We start from the raw sequence: 22,050 nt of genomic DNA on the forward strand, positions 1-22,050 counted from the left end.
CGCGTTGGCCAGTATTTGCCACGCTGCCGGCCGCTTATTTCACCGTCTGGATGACCTCGAAGCCCTCGAATTCGGGGTGGCCGAGGTACAGCGACCGCGTGCCGCCGCCGGCATTCCGGTGGGCGGCGCGGAAGGCTTCGGACTTGGTCCAGCCTTCGAAGGCGGCCCGGTCGGCCCAGATTGTGTGGCTCGAATACAGGACGTGATCGTCCTTCTGCGGGCCTCGCAGCAGATGGAACTCGACGAAACCGGGTACGTCTTTCAAATGGGAATCGCGGCTCATCCACAGCTCTTCGAATTCGGTCTCCGCGCCGGGAGCGACTTTGAAGCGGTTCATGGCGATGTACATGGTTTCGTGTCCTTGGCTGAAACTTGGAGGCTCCGTCACTGTACCTGAGTCAGGGGGCGGGTCTCCCCCCCCCGCAGGTGCCCGGCCTGAACAGAGCGCCTTGCCGGCAAACTCAAAAAGCCCGGGCCTGCGTAGCCGGCCCGGCTTTTTGGTGGTCCTGCGTCCAGATAATTAAAATTACATCCGGGTGATGATCCAATCTGGCCTAAGCGCCGTATACCGCTCACATGCGATACGCGGAGTGCCCCGATGTTCCCCGGTTTCCTTCCTGGCCTGCGAGATTTAGCCCGTATGCTCTTCCTTGCCGGCTTCCTGCCCGCGATGCTGACGGGCTGCTCCCCGCTCGCCTACATCAATGGCGCGGTGCCGGCTGACGCCAGCAAGACGGACACCGACCTGGCGTATGGCCCGTCCCCGCGGCAGCGGCTGGACATCTATGCCCCGATCGATGCGCGCAACGCGCCCGTCGTCGTTTTCTTTTACGGCGGCAACTGGCGCACCGGCGAGCGTGCGGATTACCGCTTCGTCGGCGATGCCCTGGCTACGCACGGCATCGTGACGGTGATCGCGGATTACCGGCTTTATCCTGAAGTCGCCTATCCGGGCTTTTTGCAGGATGCCGCGCTGGCGACCGCGTGGACTTACACGCATATCGCGCGATATGGCGGCAATCCGGGCAAGCTGTTCGTGGCGGGGCATAGCGCCGGCGGCTATATCGCTGCCATGCTGGCTCTGGATCCGCGCTGGTTGGCCGGGGTGGGTATGCAGACGACGCAGTTGGCCGGCCTGATCGGCATGGCGGGTCCTTACGATTTCCTGCCGATCACGGGCCGCGACCTGCGACCGATATTCCATTATCCGGATACGCCGCCCGATTCGCAGCCGATCAACCACGTCACCGCCGCCGCGCCGCCGGCGCTGCTGGTGACCGGAACGGCCGATACCACCGTGGACCCGGTACGCAATACCGGCCATTTGGGCCAGGTGTTGCAGGGCGCCGGGGCAAGCGTGCAAGTCATCCGCTATCCCAACGTCGGGCACAAGCTGCTGATCGGCTCCTTGTCGCGCCCTATGCGCTGGCGGGCGCCGGTACTGGACGACATCGTGTCGTTCGTCGCCAGTACACCGGCCCCTGCGGCCAAGCCGGAGCAGTGAGCATGCGGCCCCGCCCGTTGGTCTGGCTGGCGGGCGTGGCTGCCGTAGCAAGCTGGGTTGTCAGCCCAGGCGTCAGTTTTGCCGGTAACGATGGCAACGCCGGTATCCCCGGCAACGCCGTCAACGCTGGCTCCGCGGGGGGCGAGCATTTCGTGGGGATTGCTTACGGCGCCGAGGACGGCGTGGAGCGCTACCGCGAAGAACATTGGATCTGGCGGGATGCTGCTAGTCCTAGTCCTAGTCCTAGTTCAAGTTCAAGTCCAGGTCCAAGTTCGAGCCCGAGTTCGGGTGCAAGCCCGAGCCCGGCGGAGACCCAATTGGTGCTCTATCGCTGTCCGGACGGGACGCCCTTCGCCCGCAAGTGGGTGCAAGGCCGCTTGAATGACCCGGTGCCGGATTACGCTTTCGCGGACCAGCGCAATGGCTATCGTGAAGGCGTGGAAACGCGCGATGGCGCGCGTTCCGTCTACGTCCTAGCCAGCGCCGGCAAGCAGGCCGAGCGGAAGGTCCTGGATCCGCCGTCGAATGCCGTCATCAACAGCGGCTTCGATGCCTGGGTGCGCACGCATTGGTCGGTGTCGAACGCGACCCTGAATATCCTCATCCCCAGTCGGCTGTCCTTCATGCCGCTGAGCATCAGCGTGCTGGCGCCAGCGGACGCGGGCGAGCGCGTCTACCGCATGAAGCTGGATACCTGGTACGGTTTCGCCGCTCCCACGCTGCAGGTCACCTACGACGTCGCGGCGCATCGCCTGCGCCGTTTCGTCGGCCCCAGCGACGTCCATGACGACAACGGCGGAACCCAGTCCGTCCGCATCGAATTTCCCCCCGATCAACGCCTGGCGCCGCCCAGCAAAGCGCAGATCGACGCGGCCGCCAAGGCGCCGTTACCGCCACTGCATGTCGTCTGCAAAGCGTCAGCGAATTAGCGGCGCTGAATGTTGCTTGCAACACATTAGCGAACTAGCCTTTTCGAATTAGCCTCTTATCGGCAAATCGTCCCTGCCGGAATCGTCCCTTCCTCGGGACCGTCGTGTCGACGCGGCAGGGATGCCCATAGTCTTCCGCATCCGCATTAGGTTTACAGTATGTGCACCGTTAACGGACACAACAGGAACCGTGATGAACGAGGTGCAATCCGAGGTGCAGTCGCGCGCGCAGGCCATCGCTGTCAAACTCAAGCAGCGTGGGCATACGCTGGGTACGGTAGAAAGTTCCGCGGGCGGCCTGATCGCAGCCAGCCTGCTGGCGGTACCAGGCGCCTCGTCCTACTTCATCGGCGGCGCAGTCGTATACACAGCCCAGTCCCGCCACGCGCTGCTCGACCTGCCTTTGACCTTGCCGGACGGCATACGCTCCGCGACAGAGGCCTACGCGTCCATGCTCGCTGAGGCGCTGCAACGCAAGCTGCAAACAACGTGGGTGCTGGCCGAAACCGGCGCCAGCGGCCCCAGCGGCAACCGCTACGGCGACGCCCCCGGCCACGCCTGCTTCGCCGTCCGCGGCCCGCAAGGCGCAACCCTGACCATAGAAACCGGCAACCCAGACCGCGCCACCAACATGCAAACCTTCGCCACCGCAGCATTGGACCTGCTGGACCAAATGCTCAATCGCGCGGCGTAGCCCCCCCATCGATGCAGCCCTGGCCATTGGCTAATAGCTGCCGGGCACGAATTGCCTGATACGAAACAACAAAGGCCGCTTCGAAGAAGCGGCCTTGTCTTTGAATCTGGCGCCCGGGCCGGAATCGAACCGGCCCGCCTTGCGGCGGGGGGATTTTGAGTCGGTGATTTACAGTGTCTCTACAGGGAAATGGGGCGAATTCTAGCGTAGGTTGAAATAGGTAAAACCAGTTTCAAATCAGTAGGTTGGAGTATTTTAGCTAACTTGGTGAAAACTGGTCACTGTACCTGTACTGTACCGAAGTTTCGGTACAGTGTTGACAAGGGAGTGCCCGCGCAGAATTTCCGTGCGAAACTTACAGCGGAACTTCGAGTATTCCCGACGATAGCTGTTCGAGAGTACTTATTGCCAGTTGTCTGAGACAAAGCAAACATTGTCGAGCAAGCTGTTGTCAGCCCAGTTGCAGAAGTTTCGTGAGGTTGCGTCTCAGCTGATGTTCAACCTCGTCAAGGGGCATTCCCCAAACTTCAGAGATAACCGCGCACACGCGCCAGGCATCCCATGGCCGTAAAGTCACACCATTCTGCTCTGTGAAAGGACCGTCTGTCTCAGGAAGCACTCGGTTCATCGGCATGTGGGCAAGCAAAGAACGACCTTTCTCGCCGGTCAGCATAGCCGGCCCAACACTAAACCAGCAGCCTAGTCGCGAAGCCGTTCGAAGTTCAGCAACGCCTCCCGAGAACCAATGTAGCAAAGGAACACCTACATCGCCTGCAGCAGCCAGCGCTGCGATGACTCGTTGGGCAGCACCTCGTGAATGGATGCTGATTATTCGCCCACCTTGGAGACGGCATTCTGTCAGCACCGCTTGAAAGGCTCGCTGCTGTAGTTCCAAAGATTTCCGAAATTTTGGCGTGCCATCCAGGCCAACTTCACCAACAAATCGAGCACCCTTGATACCCGAGATTAACTGTTCAAGCTCTACAAACTTGGCTTCCAGCACTTCAGGATGGAGGCCGAGCGCAACGTGAATGTTTTGTAATTCTCCGAAGACTCTTGATGTTGCTTGATACGCCCGCGGGCTGGTTGTCACTACGAGAGTGAATTCATTTCGAACGTTGACTTTCCTCGCCAGTGCCAGGCCGTCCGGATACAGGTCTAAATGTGAATGAACGTCAATCATAGGACGCTGTGCGCTTGTAGCAGCGCTGCCAGTTCTTTGAGCCCGCGTTCAACCACCCCTTCAAACACAATTCGTTGATCTGACGCTGCAAAAGCGAACTGTCCTGCGGTGAAACTACGGATGCCGTCTTCATCAGCCTTCAATATGGCAGTAGCTACCGCCGCCACATCGTTAGCGCCTTGATCTGGCTGAGCGGCCTTCAAATCATCGTGGACATAGACAGCAGTGGAATCTGGAATGCCTGATCGCATGAATGCGGAGCGCCGAACCATACATGGCACGCAGCGTCCACAATGTTTTAAACCAAAAACCGCAAAACGCCCGCAACTGGTTGACGTCCCTGCCAATTCACGGAGGCGATGTGGATCTCGACACGCGGCCATCATTTCGCCCTTTGTCATTGCTGCGTAGGGAAGACGCAGTTCAGCGGGCACGCCAAGCTCCGTCCATAAATGCTGTAGCCGACGCATGAAGACAGGGTGTGTTGTCTTTGTACTCAGACTTCCGACACGTCCTGCGGTCAAAGGCACATTCAGGCTGATAAGACCGTTCTCTGGAACGAAAAGGTCTACAACTTCATCCCCCGTTGTTTGTGCGTGGCTGTCAGCAGCAATCGCCGCAAATGCGAAGAACACTATTGAGCGGCCGCGCGTTGAAGGCTCTCCTTCGCGCTGGGGTTTAAGCCAAATATTTTGATTCCACTGTAAATGACGTTCACCTCCGCCAAGGGTGCGAGCGTATAAGCGCTGGTTCTCCGAGTCGCCCCTAGCTATGTGTGATACGAAGATGGGCCGCCGTCCTTCAGCGTGCAGATCCAATGCACCGATCAAACTATCGAGCCCACCTGAAAGGAGAGATACGCAATCTGCGTCATATGTGGCTATGAGCTTCGGGGCTGGGGGCGGGTAGCCACCATCAACGAAGCTGAGCTTCCAAAAGTCTCCCGTCAGGAAACGCAACGCCAGCTGAAGCTCAGAAGTTAACTGTGCAAAGGGAGCGGGCTCATAAAGAGCTATCTCCAATTCGATGGTTCTAGTCCATCCGTCGACCGAAAGGTCGCGCTCTACAATATGGTCAGCAGCGTTGACTGCCAAAGCGAGCGTCAGAAAGTCCCAACTGGCCGCGCGCGGAGTGAGGCCTGCTTGTTTTATTTCGTCAATGAGCGATGTGCCAATCGTGCTTACGTCTGGCAAGCCATCATGGGCATACATAGAAACGTAATTAATACCAGCGCTGCGGACTTCTGGTATACAGTCTTTGGGCGCGCAGAAAACCTTCGTCATAGGTCTGCCTCAAACAGGTCGAATGTCATCTTCAACGCTTCTTGCAGGATGCTAGCGAGCTGCGATCGAGATGGATTGGCCACCGAGTTCCGCAACAGGTCTACATGCGCCCCTATTTCATTTTTGAGAAATCGGCGCATTTCTCGTTCGCGCTGCACTGCTGTTCGAGGGTCGAGTTGGGAGTTTTCAAAAACCGGACCCAAATCAAAGCACAGCCTATTTCCAGCCTCGTTAGCCAAATAGCCCTTCATCAGCTCCCAAATGTTGTCGACGCCCATACTCAAGGGATCAATGGCTGGATTGTCTTTGATGAGTTCGGAGAGAGCGTGGTCCATCGAGTCGCGTAGCGACTCTTCGTCGGCACTGCCGCCTGGCGGGGCGAGTTCGCGAACGATGGCGTCGACGACATTTTCTGCGGATGGGTTGGTCGCACGTAAATTGTCGACCCACTGGCGAGCTTCAGGCGTGCTACCTTGGCCTATCGCATTCAGAAACGAGAATAGCGCTGCACCAGCACTGGTCGACGCTCGCATACGGTTCGCAGACGCGCCTGCGCCGCCTCCACCTTTGCTGGAGTAGTGTCCTATTGCGCGCCGAAGCTGGTCAGTGCTTCCTGTTCTTGCGAACTTACCAAATGCTCTACGTGCATCCCCGTAGCGGTTCGGTGGAGCGATACCTGGCGGAACTACAGGAGATCCCGGATCTGCTCCATCATCTGGCGGAACCACATCGCAGCCACTGCCAACCCCATCGATAACGTCGTCCAGCCAAGGAGGATCCAGACTTACACCACTAGCCGGTCCTTTGCTTGATGTTGAGGTTCCCATTACTTGCCACCTTTCTTCTGTCGCCTTAGATACTCACGGGACTTTTCGTCCGTATCAATATCGTTTTCCCATTCTTGCAGGACCTCAATAGCCCATGATTGGTTTTTAAGAAGAGGGATGAGCGCCACGCTGCGCTTCCTACCGGGAACCTCATAAAGCGCAGTCGCGAGTTGAGTTCCTAGATTCGGATGCGCCTCTGTGCAATTGAGGCACCGCATAAAGTCTTCCATTTCCCATTGGTTCTCGTGACCTTTGCGAATTGCGCGAGTGAGTATTCGAGAGGCATCCCCCTCTCCAAGGGACGATAGCTGCTTGATAAGCAGAGCTGAGCGATCTGTTGCCTCCATGGTCGCTTCCAGTATTTTTTTGGCCTCAGCAGACAACTCATCGTATGCAGCCAAGCCCAGGCTGCGGTCGCGGCTGAGATGAAGAATCGGCTGCAGGTTCTCTTTTGCCAGGCGAGGCGCCAGCTTTAACCACTGCTCGTAAAATGGTCCGGTCCACGACGGATGGGGCGGCTCGTAGGGTTCCCCCTTTGTTGCGGCATCCTCCAATGCATCCAGAAAGTCGGCATAGCCCTCTGGGTGTGCGGCCACTGCTTTGGTAAGGTGTTCGAATGCAGCGCTCGACGAACAGCGCTCAAAAAGTTGAATCTTGACTAGTTGCTCTAACGCGAGCGGCATCTCCATGTCATTGGCAATAGTTTGACGAATCATGAGATTGTTTAGGAAGCGCTTGATCAGGCGAGGATTTCCGGCAATCTCCGCTGATGTGACAAGCAGGGGGGCCAACTGGTCGGCAATGTCCAGCTCTTTAGTCACTGCCTCCTTCTCGGCTTTAAATGCTTCACCGAGCTCTTCGCGCGAAATACCTCTGGACCATGATTTTTTTAGTAGCTTGAGCACTTCCACTTGTCCGGTAGACTGCGCGTTCTTCGAGAGCCGACCTTCGCGTTCAGCGAGGTCGGTGAGTAGAAGTGTCAGATACGCCTTGACTTCGTTAATCCCCAAACGCGGAACTCTCAGCGGAATTTGAATTAGTTTGTCGAAGTAGCTAGTGACAAGTCCATCCTCAATTTCAACGCCTTTGAAGTGTGCGCGTACGGCTCCACGAATCATGCTTTCATCTGCCGCAATCAAGAAAGCGGTGCGTTCAACGTGTAGTAACAGCCGCATTGCTTCCAGCGTACCAATCGCGGTAGGGGGGAGACATCGGTCTAGATCATCAACAAACACGACCAACCGGACCTCCAGCTTCGCCAACAGCTCTGCAAAAGCCTTTCGTAAGCCTTCGATTTCTTTGGGCAGCGAAGCTTCTTTCTTTTCGCCAATCAGCTCCTTGAGATCTGGGGAAAGCTCAGCATAAGCATTCTGTACAGCCTGAAGATTTTCTGCGCGTTTATTTTCATCGGAGAAGCCCTGCACAAGCCCAGTCACGGCCCCGAACAGCGCACCCAGCGGACCAGCAGCCACACTGCCAACTGCAACATGTGCTACTGCGGGTGCGACGATACGTCCAAGCTTCAACAGTTTGACGCGTTTGGCGAAATCAAGCGCGTTATCGATGAAAGTCTTTCGCCTGGAGGCTTCTTCAACAAGTCGGTCTGCAACTGCTTGCAGTAGTGCTTGTCGAGCATCTTCATAGCCCTGATATAGCCACGCATTGAATTCCATGAGAATGTACGGAGGCTTCTTGTCGTCGGGCGCAATACCTTGTCCTAGCTGAGCCTGGACAAGTTTCACGAGTGTTGATTTACCGGCTCCCCAGCCGCCGGATATTCCGATAGTGACGGGGCTGTTTCCAGCATTCTTTATGAGGTTAGCAGCGGCATTTGCCACCAGACCAAAATTTAGAAGATCTGCCTCTGCCTCAATGTCGTGCCACATCCGTTGCTCCTCGTTCCATATATCTCAAATGAGATTTATTGTCCGGCGCATCCATTAAATACTTGACGGTACTCGCTCTGACTGACGGGCTAACTTCTGCCTTTAGCCGAAAGCACTCAGTTTCGAACTAGTACTTCCAAAATGTGCGTGGCCACACTCAAATTGCTGCATCACATGTGTCCTGCAAATCCCGGCGACAGCCTATCCTGCACTAGTCCTCGAATCCTAAATTTCTTCGTCATGACGAAGACTTTGGGAGCATCAACGCGTCAACGCGCGGCTGCACAAACTCTTGCAGGCTGATCTGACCATCGATGAAACGCTGGGCGTGGGCCTCATCTGCTTCACTGAGCGAGAAACCTTCTAGACCGATGGAGGCCCGCGCGTAGTTAACGGCCGATTGGCGTCGACCGCGTTCAGCATCTGATATGGTTTTGTAGGGCTGTAACCCACATTTATCTTCGCCAGCCATGGTGTCCCCTTGCTGTAGGTAACTCGATTTTACAAGAGGTACGAGTTTTTTTGGTTTAGGTACACGCAACCTCCAGGGCGGTGCGCTGAAATTGTCTTGTTTTACTTGCTATGGATCGCCTGTATTGGCCGCGTACTAGCCTGCATCGTAGTTTCCAAAGAGGCTTTGCCTCTCTGGACTCTCCACCCTCGCCGGCGGGAGCCTCGGGAGCAGGGGTTGCGGGCCTTTGGCCCGGAACTCCTGCCCCCGGGCATAGCGTGGGGCGCTCCGGCCGCGTCAAGGGGCCGTGTCCTCGCCCTGTGGGCTGCGGGCCGCACCAACCCCTTGACCCGTCATCCGCTTGACAGCACCGCTACTGACGCCGTTTGGCCGGAAGAGGCGTCAAGGGCGGGACCGGAAGCCGCAGCCCGGAGCGCAGCGCAGGGAACGGGTGAGGATTCCGGGCGAAGCCTTCACCCTTGATGCCTCTGGAAGCCATGCAGCCTGTCGGCCGGGGGGAGGAACAAGGCGAAGCCGCTGGGCCTGCCCCTGCGGTCAGTCCGGCAAGAACGGACGCGGGATGCAACCGAAGGGGTTGCCGAAGCGTAGCGCGGAGATTTGCCGCTAGAAATGAAAGGGCCTCGCCGAAAGCGAGGCCAATGCAGGGGCAGATGGCAGGCTATTCGCCTTTGACTGAGCCGCCTGTAGCCGGCCCCCAGTTTTTGCCCATGTTCTGCAAGACGTGTTGCCGGTACGCTGGGTTCCACATTGTGTTGCCTGCTGCGAGATGATTGAGCCGGCCCCCGGTGACCATCATGCCGCTTTGCATGTCGCGGCGAGTTGTTTGACGGTTGAGAACTTGAGTTACGGGGGATGCGGCGGCCTGGCTGACTTGCCTAAGCGTGATACCCGCCGAGGACACGCCTCCGGCCAGGTGCGAAGCTGCCTCATCTGCGCGTTGCAGCAAGAACAGGGTGACGCCCGTGACGATCAGGATTTCAAGCATTGTGGCAATAGGATGGTCAGTGGTGACGGCCAAAACTTTGGCCGTAAGTGCACTGAAAAACTTCATGCCCATGCCGAGAACCGTTGTCACCAAGGCGATTTGCATGATGTAGGTCATCACTTGGCCAAACCAGCTATCAAACCATTTCGCGGTGACGGGGAACATCAGCATGGCGATGAAGAACGGCCCGATGCCAAGCATGAGGGTGAGCATGATTTTGGCAACGATCACCATTGCCCCCGCCGGAATGGCAATGATGAGCGTGGCGGCATAGATGATTAGGGCGTTAAGCAGGTCCCAAAACACCATGCCAATCTCATACCAGCGCCGTTTTCCCATCTTGTCGAGCATATCGCCGCCGATCAGGAAGCCATCGGACACCGCCTTATCGAGCACCTGATAAACCGAGGTTGCGGACGTACTGCTGCCGGATGCCGAGAAGGCGTCAGCGACGCCCGTTTCCAGGCCGCGCAATGCTTCGACAACCCATGACAGGTACGTAGGGGAGCTCATTGCCAAACCGCCAATGACGATGAACTTCCCGCAAGTTTTCATGAAGTTTGAGGCAGGGGCTTCGACATATCCGAAGATGATGGCGAATCCCATCATCACGAGTGTGAGCGTGCCACCGTAGATGAAGATGTCAGTGAACATGGAAATGACATTGCCCGACGTCACCTGAACAAACGCGTTCAGCGTCATGTCGATGCTTTCGCCCATCCATTCAAAGATATTAGATTCAATAGCCACTATTTGCCCCCTTCGAGCACATTGATTGGCTCATGCTTTGTGTATCCGCGCTTCTCAACCGTCAGATGGTTCTGGGCGGTGATGGCATTTATGCAGTTCGGTGATGCGTCCGACTCGCCAGGATTATTCCGGCACTTGGAAACCATTGCAGTGCGCTCGGCATCGTGCGCTTTGTACCAATCCACGGTTTGGACCGTCGTGGCCTGATCGCAGCCGGCGAGCGCTGTCGCGACAAAAAGAGAGAGAACGGTCCTTTTCATTTCCGCATCTCCTGTGCGTTGACTTCCATGGTTCGGCCGCCGGTGTCTCGGCCCTCATGCTGTTGCAATACGCCTAGCGCGTGGGCGAGCTCGGCCGCGTCGATGATGCGTAGCGCCGCAACTGTCCGCAGCGCGCTTTCACGCGTGCCCGTCCAGTTACCTGCGAATCGCCCGTCCGAGTTGCGCAGAACGAACACGCAGCCACCGAGGCAGGACAGTGAGAGTACGACGGCCATCCATGACGGCGTCGGCACTGATTGGCCGGGCAGGACAACCGCCGACCAGTCCACCGCCGCGATCAGGAAGGGGAGGATGGCGAACGTTGCTGCCAGAATGTCACCTTGAACAAGCGAAGGTGCGCGACGGCCGACTTCATGCGTGAGCCCAAGGCGGTCAATGCATTGCCACCACCGTCGCATGAACAGGAGCGTGAAAAAGCAAATTGCCAAAACAGGGATGTGAATATAGGAAATCATGGGCTTGTCTCCTCTTACTTATCCAGCAGATTGAAAGGCTGATGCTTCGTGTATTCACGATTCGCCAGCACCTTCGCGTTGATTTCACGCTGGCGCTGTTCCTGCAACCGGTCTTCCGCTGCCGCAACCATCTGGTACATCTGTAGCTTGGTCTGCTCGTTCTGAATCATGGCCTGCTCGGCGGCGATGCGGCCTTGCAGCTCAGCAATGGCTTTCGGGTCCTGGGTCTGATTGATCTGCCTCATCAACTGGTCGATTTGGCTGAGGCGGTTTTTCGCCGCGTCGTAGGCGTCGAGCGCAAAGGCTTTGTCTTGCGCGCCCTTGACGGCCTGCGCTTCGCAGTTGGTGCGCTGCTCGTTCGAGGCGAAGCCGGTGCAGGCGTCATACACCTTGTTGTTGTCGTAGATGGATTCTGCGCGCCCACTCAGGCCGGCATAGCCGCCTGATTTCACGCTGTCATAGACGCCTTGCCAGTCTTGCGGCAGGTAGTCCCGTAGTTGCGGGTTGTTGAACAGTTCGCCCATGCCGCGGGCACCAGTGACCGCAGCGTATTGCTGTTTCATCTGGTCGATCTGGCTGACCATCTGGTCGTACTGCATCTTCCACTTCGCCATTGTTTCGATCTGGTTTTCCACGCTCTTGGCGATGGAAGCGCCATCTGTTACGGGGATTTGTGCGAAGGCGGCCGACGACGCGGCAATGCCGACGGCCAGAATGCAAGAGGCTGATAGTTTCTTCATGTTCGCCACTCCTGAGAGGTTGAGGGCGAACGTAGGACCGTGCTGTCCGGTCTGTCGGTCTGTTCAGGGACCGCGCCCAGTACGACAAAGCGTTCTTGGGGCGACTAAGCGGCCGATCTGCTCTCGGCGGTCGGAACCCTTCTTTTCGGGTCGGCACCCGGTACGCTAGGCGTCCTTGGGGCGGTGCAACGTTCGTTGTGGTTAAAGGTACAACCGAAGTTGATTGTACTTACGGTTAATGCAAAGTAGTTTCCCGATTACGGCCACCACATGCGACGGTCAATGATGATGCGGTCCGACAGGTACGAGATGTTCGCCAGTTCTGCCAAGGCCATTTCTACGGTTCGGAACCGGTACGGTCGGCCCTTGTCGTCCGTGACCGGGTGTTCTGTAGTGCCGTTCTGCACGGCCAAGGCAAAGCCCTTCCGGTAATGCGCATACAGAATGACCTGCACGTCACCAGTGCGCGCTGGATCATCGCAGTAGTCTTGCAAGGCGTCGTAGCGTAAAGCCATCTTATGGTCCTTCTTGCGCAATCAATCAACGGCTCAGGTCGCCTTGGCCTGGGTGGTTGGTTCTCTCCAGTTGCTGGGCGTCCTTGGTCACTTCCGTGCTGCGCTGACTACGCTGTGGGGCCTGTAACGTCCAGTCCTGCGAGGGATCAAGGAGCCGGACAATTTCCAGGGCGAGCGATTGGTCCTCGATGTCACCAGCAGCCAAGGCTTTCGCAATGTACCCGTAGCCATTCCTGATGGCACGTGAAACGCAGGAAAGCTTGCGTTGTTCCCGCTCGGCCGCTTTAGTGCTCTTGCCGCGCTTGGCGGCATGTCGCGTCGCCTGCTTGACCGTCGCATGCGTGTTAGACCGTGCCCTACGAGGTGTGGCATTGGCCTCGATGCCTTGTTGACGCAGTGCCTCGGCGAAGCGCTCCCTCCAGCGTTGCAGGTCCGCTTTTCGTGGATTGAGCCGGCTGCCGTCGAGACCGAGCGCCTTAACGCAAAGGTGGCCATGGGGATGGGCTTCATCGTCATGGATGGCGAAGACATACGCGTGGTTGGCGCCGAATTCCGTTTTCGCGAATGCACGGATAGCGTCATTGACTGCGCGTCGGTCGGTGCCGGGCGGCATGGACAGCACGATATTGAACGTTTCGCGGCGCGAGCCGTTATCAGGCAACCCGTACTGGCCGCTTTTCCATTCGTCGCGCACGTCCTGCACTGCCTCACGGCCAAGGATGATTTCACCGTCTTCGTTCTCCAACGCTACCAGGCCGTTGCGCGATATGTAGTCGAGGTGCGCTTTCACCTGCGCGATGCCTTTGCCGCCGCCGGAGATCTTCACCATGACTTCGGGCGCTTTGCGAGTGGTCAGCATCAACTTGTCACGGACCCGAGCGCTGCCAGTCAGCAGCAGAGGCGTAGAGGGTGGCGAAGTGCGTGATCGCGTCACCGTGCGCTTTACGCCTTGGCTGGTGACGGGCTTGGTATAGATGCGTTCGCCCCAGTCCTTCAAAATTCCATCAATGACCAGACTCATTCCAGCCTCCAGCGGTCAATGTTGGCGCGCATGATGTCTGCCACCCGCGCGGTGTGGGTTTTGATATGACGGGTCAGTGTGTCGATACGCTCAGCGGTTACCACCGTCTCCAGCGCGCGTCCTGCGTTCATATGCCGGGCGATCTGGTTCAGGTTGCGGCCGATGGCCAGCAGCCGTGAATTCGATTCGCCCAGCGTCCGTAGCTCTGTCATGCCGAACTGTGGTTCCCCGCTGAGATTGGCCCGTATCAGGTGGATGACCCAGCGATTGGCGGACATGCCCTGCTGCAAGGCCAGTGCTTCGATACGGGCATATTCCGTCTCAGTCAGACGGAGTTCCAAGCGGCGACGCGAAGTATCGGGCTGCTCATGTGTTGATGGAGTGGGCGAAGTGTCCGTTGCCGAACCGTTGAGAAGGCGGACAATGATCTGCCGCAGGCCGTCGCTGGGCTTACTGCCTTGTCGAAGACAAAGTGCCTGCCAGCGCCGCTTCAGATCACCATCCAGGCGGATGCTGAGTGTGGTCTTGCGCGTCATTTCGGCATCCTCGTATGCAGCTCCAGTTGGGCTTTGATTTCTTGAAGCCGGGCTTGAGATTCAGCTTTGCTGAGTGGTGCTGATTCCGAAGCACGCGACATATCTTGGGTCGCTGCCAGGCGTTCCCTTCTGGTTGCTATCGGGATGCCAGCAGACGGCACGAATCCCCCTGTGCGGTGGCGTTCAAGGATTCCTTTGAAATAGGCGACCTTTGTCTTTCTGATGGTTCCGGGCGTTTTGATGGCTCCATCCAGCTCGTCAAGCAATGCTTGCGCATCAACTGATTGGACGTCGGTAAGCAAGTTTTGGATCGACAGTTTCTCAGCGGGGACCAGCGCGGTAGGGTACTGAAGACCGTCGTCGGTTCTCGTTGTAGTAGGGTTATAGATAGGGTTAGTGTTAGTAGTAGTGTTACCCGGCCCCCTGCCCATACCCTGGAGATAGGCTGTCGCTGGGGTATGCCCGTTGCTAATTGATTGATTTCTATGGATGTCTTTTGGTTCGGCCGGAATGGACGTCCGGCCGTCGTCGGGTCCCGCATAGGGTGTCGATAGCCTATAAGGACCGTATCCAAGGGCTTTGGCTACCGTATTGCGCAGCGGATCCTCGGTAGGCAGTCGATCGATAAAGTCATTCACGTAAGCGTCACGCCAGCCTCGGGGCAGTGCCGCTATTTGCTCGAGTGTCTTTTTCCTAAGGGTCGTTGCCACTGCCATCTTGGCGGAGTTGTGGTCCCACCAATCTTTGATCCAGATGTAATTCGCCTGCGCGTCAAAATCCAAGATGCCAGCCTCGATGAGGCGACGCATCACTGGCATCAGTTGTGAATCGGGGTCCCAGCCCATTTCTGAGGCCGCAACGCGAATGACGATTTCATACGCGCCGATGACATTGCTGAATGGCGAGGTCAGGAAGTAGAACAGCGCATAGCGGTCTTCGACCGTGCAGCCTGACAGTCGATTTGACCGCCATATCTGGTCGTTGATGGTTCTTTGCCGACTCATGCGCGCGGCCCTCGCGTAGCGGCCTCTGCGGGCATGATTTCATCGTCTGCCGGCTGTTCCAGACTCAGCGCTTCCGTGACCTGCAACGTCCGAAAATAAACGCGGCGGCCGACCCGCAGCATGGCTGGTTTCAGCTTGCGCGAAAAATCGGTATCGGTATAAAGCGCAACGCGGACACCATCAGGAGATCGGCCTAGCAAGGTAGCGACGTCAACGATGCTCATCAACGGTCCAAACCGTCCCAACAAATATTCTCCAGTAGTCATTCATATGCCTCACAAGTTCACCGTAGGTAATGCCAGTCTTTACCGTGAAGGCATGGATGTCAAACTTAAGCCATTGATTTTAAAGACCAAAATGGGGTGTCAGTAAAAACCAAGATTAGGCATCGCCAAATGCCAAGATATGGCACATTGGCTTTCTTGCGATGAAGTGATCAAGCAAAATGAACCTCGAAATCAAGGGCTTAGGCGCGGTCAGAGAGGCACCCTGATTTCGGCGTCTGAAACGTCGGTGGACAAGGAAAAATTTTGTGGAAAATTACCAACGATGTGAGCGTGCTCACGCTGTTGGCTCGCATTCGAAGTGATGACACTAGGATCAGCGGAGTGCGTGTCACGCTACCGTGGAGAGCCAAGTATCATGGGGCATGCATGACAAGTCGTTAGGGAGCTATATGGAATCTTGGAATGACGCCCGGTAATGTCCGAGTCCGGCGCTTTCAATTGAATGCCAACGGCCGTGATTTTGCGGTGGGTGACATCCATGGTCATTTTGGTCGGCTTGAGGTCGCGCTGGCTGCCGTAAAGTTCTCGCCAGAAAAGGACCGATTGTTTTCCGTGGGGGACCTTGTGGACCGAGGTCCTGAGTCAGCCGATGTTCTGAAATGGTTGAAGCGCCCGTGGTTTCACGCGATCTGTGGGAATCACGACCTGATGACGTGGCGACGGGTGATGGGCAATCCGATTCCGGACGTTGATCATCGTGCCCACGGCGGCGGATGGTTGGATGCCTGTGTTGGCGATGTTCGTGAACGCATTGCGGCCTGCTTGAGTGCCTTGCCGCTGGCTATCGAGGTGGAAACGCCGAGTGGTGTAGTGGGTATGGTTCACGCCGACTTTCCCTATGACGATTGGCATGCAATTCATGGCGCTACTTTTAGCCCGGAGGATGAAGATGCCTGTCTATGGTCCGTCGACCGCTATCGAATGCAGTATTCCCAGCCTGTCCGCAATGTACGTGCGGTGGTCCATGGACATATGACCCTGCGCAACCCTGCGCAGCTTGGCAACGTTTACTACATCGACACAGGTGGATGGCAGGATGCGGGGAGGTTTACGTTGCTGGACTTGCATACGCTTAAGTCGTGGCCGCTGCCTGAAGTTTTCGAGATTGCGCAGTAGCAGGCACCGCGAGGACCTGATGATCTTGCACCACTCGGTCGCCGTGTAGGCGGGTCAATTTCTGATCGATGCTGTCAGTGAAGCTGTGACATACTCGATCCGATCTGGGGCATTTCAAGCGTACGCATAAATTGCCGCAACGCAAAAAGGCCAATAACAGATATTGGCGAATGTACGTCAGATAAGATGCGGGATGAAATAGCTAATTCAATAGGAGTCTGCGTTCCATGAGCGTTACAGCGACCGTACTCCGGTTTTTTGCCTCTATTGCGGGAGCCTTGCTGCCCAAGGGCAAGCAACTTCATGCGGAACGTTCTGCTGGAAAAGCCCCAGAATCTATCTCCGTCGACCACGCCGATAAAATACTCGACGAGGCCCTTGGTAGATTGGGCTCCATCGATCTGGATCACCCGTGGTGGAAGCGGGCGTTGGCGGAGTTGGGCGGGGTCGCAGTTCGACCGGAATGGTTCAAGAAGCCGCACGTCCAAGAATGGCTTTCGCAAACGGATACTCGGCGTCTTCTCAAGGTAGTTGCGAAGGTCAACCTGACTGGGCAAGCAGTTCATCAAGATGACTATGAGGCACTCATCGCAAGCTACATAGCAAATTCACATGAGGATCGCCAGCATGCCGAATCGGTGATCTCGCTTGCTGTGGCCGTGCTCAATGCCAGCATCATGGGTATGGTCCGTGATCCGGGCACTGCGGCGATAGTTCAAGCTACTTCGGCGGGCCACCGAGATCTACTGGTGGCTATGAATGAAAAGTTGACAACGATTGGGCCGGTAGACCTCGACAAGTTGACGGAAATCGCAAAGAGTTACGCAAGTCTCATTCCGGATGACATCGGTGGAACGCAGCTCAACCGAACGTCGCTTCTTGAGGCTTTGGACTCCAAGCTCACTACAGCCCGTCTAGTTCAAATCCGTGGACTGCCAGGAAGTGGCAAGTCAGTCGTAGTGAGGCGAGCGGTACAACGCGCGCTAGAACGCGGGCCGGTCCTATTCCTCAAAGCCGAACAGCTTGAAGGCACCAGCTGGATCAGCTACGCGGCCTCGCAGGGCCTTTCGGGTGCTCCTTTGGAGCACCTTCTCGTAGAGGTCGGGTCCGCCGGCACTCCCATACTTTTCATCGATGCGATCGATCGGATCGAAAAAGAACACCAGCCCGTCGTCTTAGACGTAATCCGCGCCATTGTGGAGTCGCCGCTGCTCGATAACTGGCGAGTGGTAGTCTCGCTTCGTGACACTGGCATTGAGGTGCTTCGCAATTGGTTGGGCGACTTGCTTGATGCCCTGAAAGTCGAGACGCTCGGTGTCGATCAGCTAAGCGATGGAGAGGCGGAGACTCTCGCAAAAGCCAAACCACACCTAAGGCCACTTTTGTTCGGATCCCCCCAGGTGCAAGACATCGTCCGACGCCCCTTTTTTGCGAAAGTGCTGAACCAGAGTTTCATAGCCAACCCCGGCGCCCCGGCGTTCGCGCCCCAATCTGAAGTTCATCTGATCGAGAATTGGTGGCGGCGGGGTGGCTACAACGAGACTGGCCAAAGCGCGATTGACCGCCAGCGCACGCTGCTCGACTTGGCACATGTTCGTGCTCGTCAGCTTAGCCAGCCGATTGGCCTCAGCCAACTGGTTTCGGTCGCACACATTGATGAACTAAGATCCGACGGCATACTTCAAGACGCTCGCGAAGGGATCTCCGTCCGCTTCGCTCACGATATCTTCTTTGAATGGGCCTTCTTCCATATCCTAGCCGATCGTGGGACCCAATGGATGGAAGAGATCAAGGCCTGCGGCGAGCCTCCGGCGGTCGCACGCGTTGTCGAACTCGTTTCTCAATGGGAGTATTCGCAAGGAAAAGACTGGGAGGCGTATCTCGCCCAAACCGAGGGTTCGAGCGTTAGATCACAATGGCTGCGAGCATGGCTGGTCGGCCCCCTCGGAACTGCGGCGTTCGAAGCTGATGAGGAGCAGTTCGCGAGAGCCATCGTTGCTGACGACTTTCGACTTTTTGGGAAGACGCTCGTTTGGTTTCAGGCTGAGAAGACCTCGCCGAATGCGAATATCCTTGGAGGACCGCTCCCACAGGAGCAACGCCAACGGTTCGCGGATCTTCTCGGTTGGCCTTCTGATTTCACTGCTTGGCGGCGTCTCATCGACTTTATCCTAAGGCGTCTTTCAGACATTCCGCAGAGGCTCTATCCGGAGATAGTAGCTATCTTCGAGGTCTGGCAGAACGCCCTCGCCGACCTTCGCAACCCGACATCTCGCGCGCTCCTGCAGCAGTGCGCTACATGGCTCACCGCCATAGACGCGATCAGTACTGCCGATGGGCCTGATGAGAATTCGGCGTACTGGGAAAAAGTGCCAGATTTGGGTGCTTTCCGAAAGTCATTAGGCCGCCTTGTCCTAAGAGCGTCCAGAGCTGAACCGGTCCTCGCGTCCAACTATTTGCAGCGAGTCACCAAATTTGAAGGGCTCCGTGATGATGCATTTAATGACATTGTCGCCTTCTCTCCCGTTCTCGCCCAGTCGCTTCCCAAGGAAGTCGTGGAGCTTTCGCTGGCGTTCCTACGCGAGGAGCTTCCTGACGATCAAGTCGCCCGAGAAGAGCAGGAATTCCTGCGCACAGCAGAGTGGCGCAGAGCTGTTCTGGCCAAACCAGAAGCCGAGCGCACACGTCGAGAGCAACTAGCCCTTTCGGGCGGGGGATTCCATCTGCGATCCGTTGGAGATTTCAGCGACCACGACTGGGACCGCTTATCTATCCAAGATGATTATCAGAGCTTTTGGCCCCCTTCGCCGCTTCGAGAGCCCTTTCACTCACTTTTCCAATCATCACCTGACGAGGCACTGCGACTCCTTCGGGAACTCTGCAATCACGCAATAACCGCGTGGCGACAGCTGCATCGTCACTCTCGCAAGCATGGCGGCACCCCCATACCACTCGAACTGACGTTTCCATGGGGAACTCAAAGGTTCTGGGGCACTGGCCGAGAGTATTTATGGTTTCGCTCGATGTGGGCACCGAAGGCCATCGGCTGCGGGTTTATGGCGCTAGAGGAGTGGTGCTTCGCCGAGCTTGCACGCAAACGGTCAGTTGACGAATTGATCCAAAAAATCATCGAAGGGAACGAATGCATAGCCATCCTGGGCACCGCGTCGACGCTAGCGCTCCATACCGAGACAGCGTCCGAAGTGACTTTGCCGCTCTTCACCTCACAGCGTCTGTTGGCCGCAGACCGTAACCGAATGGCGCAAGACCTTTCACCAATGGCGAGTCTGATTGGTTTCACGCATCGTACCGATAGGTCTCATATTGAGGCGATCCAAGCAGCAAATGCCCGGCCGGTACGTAAGACGCAGCTTAGTTGGATGGTGCCTAAGTTCGTCTTTGGGACTGGCCCGATCCGTGACCGAGCACGCGCAGCGATCGTCAATTTCAAGAGCGATCTGCCCTACCAGTATGAAGAGCAGCGCAACATCCCGGAAGAGGGGGAGCGGCTCATGACCCAAGCTCTTGAATATGCCGAGCTGGCGGACCCGAAAAACTATCAAGCGTACCGCACCAGAGAGGATTCGGACCAGGTTGTAGTTGTGCATGTTAGCCCCTCTGCCGAGAAACCTGAGAACCTCGCCAGGGCCGAAGAGGCATCTAAGCACCTTAAGCAGACGAGTATTTGGGCGTGGGCGTCCAAGTCCTTCGAAGAGAAGACACTGGGTGACACTTACACTGTCGACGAGGCCATCGCATTAGCTAGGGACGTGGACGCCAACGACCTGTTCGAGCGCTCGAACGACGAGAGCGAGGAAGAACAATTGGGTATGCGTCGAGGGGTAGTCGCTGCGACTGCGGCCATCACGCTCAACTTCCGAGAAGGGCGTACTCTAGAAGACCTTGAGTGGGCTCGTGATGTTCTAGGACGCGCGATCCGCCTGTCAGAAAAGCCCGATCTGATGTGGTCGCCTGGTTCCATCATCCCGTGGCACCAGGCGATTTACGTGGCTCGAGGTCTCGCAGCGGATCTCCGCGAAGGTACAGCGGTCCGCGGCACAGCGCACAACTTGCTCGGACTGATTGCGCACCCCCTCGAAGTCGTTTCATTGGCTGCGCTCGACGAAGCCTGTAAGCTGTGGTCCAAAGACCCCAAGCTAACTTGGGCCGCGCTAATCTTGGCATTTTCGCTCTGCCACGTTTCACTGCGGCCACCCAATCAGCCTCGTCAACACGGTAAGGCACTCCACTCGTCAGGTGAAACGCAATCCGCGCTCGACGCAGCGCTTGCTTTTTATAAGAACGGAAGTGGATGGGCCTCCCTGCCGTTACCTCCGCCGGCCTGGGTAAAGGTCGAACCTGGGAAGGGCCGGCGTGGGCGTCGAGGCTATGAAGAAGAGTACGACGCGGACGATGCAGCTGACGCGGCAGAGGAGTGGGCTGAGCCAGACGTCTCCTGGCACTCAAAGCAGGCCGCAGAATTCTTGAAGCGCATCCCCTTCGATGAAATCCTGAGCAGCAGCGCGAGAACTGCTCTCCTCGACTTCCTCGCCAGTGTTCTCGACTGGACCAACCGGAAAAATGCGCCGCCTTGGATGAAGCCCGGACGTCGAAATCGTTCGGCGACCAGCATCTTCGAATGGACCCGTACCCTAGGGTCGAGTCTCGGCCGGGTGGCCGGACTTCTTCCGATTAGCGAGTTTCAGGCCCGCTTCCTCGACCCGATTTTGGGGCTCGAGAGCGACAATTGCTGGGCTCTCCTCTCTCCATTCGCGAGCGCCTACGTCTGCGCCTATGTGTACGATGCGCCGATTGTTCCCGCCGATGCAGTCGCGACGCTTGATCTCTGTCTTGGGCGACTTCTCGAAGCCTCGGCCTTCAAGCGTGACGCCTACCGGAGCGGAGAATTCTCAGGCTTTGATCAGCCCGAGCTTGTTCGCACGTTGATGTTTGTCTCGGTCGAACGCGCGGACTTGGCCGCCCGCTACGTCAATGGCGACTGGTCCGAAATCAGTCGCATCTTGCCCCTGATCGATCGTTTTATTCGCGCCGGTGGATGGGCTTCTTCCGTAATGGACCCGTTCCTGACTCTCTGTGAACGAGCTAAGGCCAACTACCCGGCTGAAGCCTTCGCGGACCAAGTGCTCGCGATTATCGGCACCGGACTCGACAACCTAAAGGGTTGGCATGGAACTTTCATCCCGGCGCGTATCGCGGAACTCGTGCAGCACTTCTCACATCGTGATGCCCCGATGAAGCAGGCTCTGGCCCAGAAATTCCTGCGGATCCTCGACATGCTGGTGGACATGGGCGACCGGCGCAGTGCGGCGCTTCAGCTTGGTGAGGCGTTTCGGGAGATTCGTTTTGCGTCTTAGCCAGAGTGCCTGCCAGAAATGACTTCATTGATTGGCCCGTGGTCATGGCGAACCAGAAAGCAGCCGGTGGCCAGTACCCGCTTCGCTGCAGTACGGACATTGGGGTGCGCGACCTAACGGCAACTATGGGTCGTTCTGTACCCCCAACCACCTCGCAGATCGGCGTAGAGCCAAAGAAAAGGCCCGTCACTCATAGGTGAAAGGCCT

At 57.1% G+C, this 22,050-nt stretch carries 20 protein-coding genes; 5 read left to right on the forward strand and 15 right to left on the reverse strand.

The features are described from left to right. Positions 1-34: 34 nt before the first annotated feature. Positions 35-349, reverse strand: coding sequence for an antibiotic biosynthesis monooxygenase (locus tag ASB57_RS25085; protein ID WP_057654638.1), 315 nt, complete (start codon positions 347-349; stop codon positions 35-37). Positions 350-640: 291 nt separating this feature from the next. On the opposite strand from ASB57_RS25085, the gene ASB57_RS25090 reads away from it, so the two are divergent. The 3 genes from ASB57_RS25090 to ASB57_RS25100 all read left to right on the forward strand — a co-directional run bounded on the left by ASB57_RS25090 (position 641) and on the right by ASB57_RS25100 (position 3,127). Next, entirely contained in the window at positions 641-1,504 is an 864-nt protein-coding gene (locus tag ASB57_RS25090) for an alpha/beta hydrolase (RefSeq protein ID WP_057654639.1), read from the forward strand. Between the two features lie 317 nt (positions 1,505-1,821). Next, positions 1,822-2,433 carry a hypothetical protein gene (locus ASB57_RS25095; protein ID WP_057654640.1) on the forward strand — a complete coding sequence of 204 codons (612 nt, stop codon included), beginning with the start codon at positions 1,822-1,824 and terminating at the stop codon, positions 2,431-2,433. A gap of 193 nt (positions 2,434-2,626) precedes the next feature. Next, a complete protein-coding gene (locus tag ASB57_RS25100; protein ID WP_057654641.1) occupies positions 2,627-3,127 on the forward strand; it encodes a CinA family protein in 501 nt (166 codons plus the stop codon). A gap of 451 nt (positions 3,128-3,578) precedes the next feature. On the opposite strand, the gene qatD is transcribed toward ASB57_RS25100, so the two are convergent. The 14 genes from qatD to ASB57_RS25155 form a co-directional block, all read right to left on the reverse strand. Next, positions 3,579-4,310, reverse strand: a complete 732-nt coding sequence (qatD, locus tag ASB57_RS30825) for a Qat anti-phage system TatD family nuclease QatD (RefSeq protein ID WP_082621824.1) — start codon at positions 4,308-4,310, stop codon at positions 3,579-3,581. Next, the gene (qatC, locus tag ASB57_RS30830; RefSeq protein ID WP_082621825.1) at positions 4,307-5,593 is read right to left on the reverse strand and encodes a Qat anti-phage system QueC-like protein QatC; all 1,287 of its coding nucleotides are present in this window, start codon (positions 5,591-5,593) and stop codon (positions 4,307-4,309) included. Before qatC ends, qatD begins: the two co-directional genes overlap by 4 nt. Beyond that, positions 5,590-6,420 (reverse strand): Qat anti-phage system associated protein QatB, encoded by an 831-nt coding sequence (gene qatB, locus ASB57_RS31820; protein WP_057654642.1) that lies wholly within the window; start codon positions 6,418-6,420, stop codon positions 5,590-5,592. Before qatB ends, qatC begins: the two co-directional genes overlap by 4 nt. After that, positions 6,420-8,306, reverse strand: a complete 1,887-nt coding sequence (locus tag ASB57_RS25110; RefSeq protein WP_057654643.1) for a P-loop NTPase fold protein — start codon at positions 8,304-8,306, stop codon at positions 6,420-6,422. Before ASB57_RS25110 ends, qatB begins: the two co-directional genes overlap by 1 nt. A 238-nt stretch (positions 8,307-8,544) precedes the next feature. Next, positions 8,545-8,778 carry an antitoxin VbhA family protein gene (locus tag ASB57_RS30835; RefSeq protein ID WP_082621826.1) on the reverse strand — a complete coding sequence of 78 codons (234 nt, stop codon included), beginning with the start codon at positions 8,776-8,778 and terminating at the stop codon, positions 8,545-8,547. A gap of 658 nt (positions 8,779-9,436) precedes the next feature. Continuing rightward, positions 9,437-10,513, reverse strand: a complete 1,077-nt coding sequence (locus ASB57_RS25115) for a type IV secretion system protein (protein WP_231755244.1) — start codon at positions 10,511-10,513, stop codon at positions 9,437-9,439. Then, positions 10,513-10,773 (reverse strand): EexN family lipoprotein, encoded by a 261-nt coding sequence (locus ASB57_RS25120; RefSeq protein ID WP_057654644.1) that lies wholly within the window; start codon positions 10,771-10,773, stop codon positions 10,513-10,515. The genes ASB57_RS25115 and ASB57_RS25120 overlap by 1 nt, the downstream gene beginning before the upstream one ends. Beyond that, positions 10,770-11,249: a hypothetical protein gene (locus ASB57_RS25125; RefSeq protein ID WP_057654645.1), complete on the reverse strand. Its 480-nt coding sequence runs from the start codon at positions 11,247-11,249 to the stop codon at positions 10,770-10,772. The genes ASB57_RS25120 and ASB57_RS25125 overlap by 4 nt, the downstream gene beginning before the upstream one ends. 14 nt (positions 11,250-11,263) lie before the next feature. Beyond that, the gene (virB5, locus tag ASB57_RS25130) at positions 11,264-11,989 is read right to left on the reverse strand and encodes a P-type DNA transfer protein VirB5 (RefSeq protein WP_057654646.1); all 726 of its coding nucleotides are present in this window, start codon (positions 11,987-11,989) and stop codon (positions 11,264-11,266) included. Positions 11,990-12,246: 257 nt separating this feature from the next. After that, positions 12,247-12,504: a hypothetical protein gene (locus tag ASB57_RS25135; RefSeq protein WP_231755245.1), complete on the reverse strand. Its 258-nt coding sequence runs from the start codon at positions 12,502-12,504 to the stop codon at positions 12,247-12,249. Positions 12,505-12,529: 25 nt separating this feature from the next. After that, a complete protein-coding gene (locus tag ASB57_RS25140) occupies positions 12,530-13,525 on the reverse strand; it encodes a relaxase/mobilization nuclease domain-containing protein (RefSeq protein WP_057654648.1) in 996 nt (331 codons plus the stop codon). Then, the gene (gene mobC, locus ASB57_RS25145) at positions 13,522-14,061 is read right to left on the reverse strand and encodes a plasmid mobilization relaxosome protein MobC (RefSeq protein WP_057654649.1); all 540 of its coding nucleotides are present in this window, start codon (positions 14,059-14,061) and stop codon (positions 13,522-13,524) included. The genes ASB57_RS25140 and mobC overlap by 4 nt, the downstream gene beginning before the upstream one ends. After that, the gene (locus tag ASB57_RS25150; RefSeq protein WP_057654650.1) at positions 14,058-15,065 is read right to left on the reverse strand and encodes a hypothetical protein; all 1,008 of its coding nucleotides are present in this window, start codon (positions 15,063-15,065) and stop codon (positions 14,058-14,060) included. The genes mobC and ASB57_RS25150 overlap by 4 nt, the downstream gene beginning before the upstream one ends. After that, the gene (locus ASB57_RS25155) at positions 15,062-15,289 is read right to left on the reverse strand and encodes a hypothetical protein (RefSeq protein ID WP_231755246.1); all 228 of its coding nucleotides are present in this window, start codon (positions 15,287-15,289) and stop codon (positions 15,062-15,064) included. The genes ASB57_RS25150 and ASB57_RS25155 overlap by 4 nt, the downstream gene beginning before the upstream one ends. Before the next feature lie 465 nt (positions 15,290-15,754). Here ASB57_RS25155 and ASB57_RS25160 point away from each other — a divergent pair, with 465 nt between their 5' ends. Both ASB57_RS25160 and ASB57_RS31660 read left to right on the forward strand, forming a co-directional pair. Continuing rightward, complete coding sequence (locus ASB57_RS25160; RefSeq protein WP_057654652.1) at positions 15,755-16,468, forward strand: metallophosphoesterase; 714 nt, start codon at positions 15,755-15,757, stop codon at positions 16,466-16,468. Positions 16,469-16,695: 227 nt separating this feature from the next. Then, entirely contained in the window at positions 16,696-21,843 is a 5,148-nt protein-coding gene (locus ASB57_RS31660) for a hypothetical protein (protein ID WP_231755247.1), read from the forward strand. The last annotated feature ends 207 nt before the right edge of the window (positions 21,844-22,050 follow it).

It is taken from the genome of Bordetella sp. N, assembly GCF_001433395.1.
Classification (GTDB): Bacteria; Pseudomonadota; Gammaproteobacteria; order Burkholderiales; family Burkholderiaceae_B; genus Bordetella_C.